Source organism: Rhodopirellula sp. UBA1907, from assembly GCF_002337565.1.
Classification (GTDB): Bacteria; Planctomycetota; Planctomycetia; order Pirellulales; family Pirellulaceae; genus Rhodopirellula; species Rhodopirellula europaea.
Genome location: NZ_DDGH01000023.1, coordinates 68,547 through 68,955, shown reverse-complemented (window position 1 = coordinate 68,955; position 409 = coordinate 68,547). Strand labels below are relative to the sequence as shown.

The window sequence follows — 409 nt, the reverse complement described above, 5'->3', positions numbered from 1 at the left end:
AAACGCATCCGCAAAGAGCTGGATCGAACCTCGCGCGTCAACGCTGGCAGGGTTTGTGAACGCGAAGTTGTGCTGAGCAATGATCCAGTCAAAACGATCGCCGATCGAGCTGGCTCAGCGGGACTGATCATTCTCGGGGCTCAGCGACTGGGCCCCCGCCGAAAACTGTTCGGTGACTTCACCCGCAAGGTCGCTCTCGAGTCCGACTGCCCCGTGATCATCATCAGCCGCCGCGGCTAAAGGACGAAAGAGCCAAGGTGTCATGGCATCAATCAGCATCGTTCCGCTCACCGAGGCCCGAAGGGTCGACACAGCAATCCCATCCGAGCAGAAAGACGCTGACAAGTCACGGAAGACAGACATCGGCAAGCTCATTGTCTCGTACCTGGAGGTCGTGCAGTTTTTGAGT

At 57.7% G+C, this 409-nt stretch carries 1 protein-coding gene; it reads left to right on the top strand.

The genetic code is table 11. From position 1 onward, the window contains the following. Positions 1–240: universal stress protein (locus tag B2R17_RS05370; RefSeq protein WP_286763155.1), on the top strand; the 240-nt coding region annotated here is incomplete at its 5' end. Positions 241–409 lie beyond the last annotated feature (169 nt).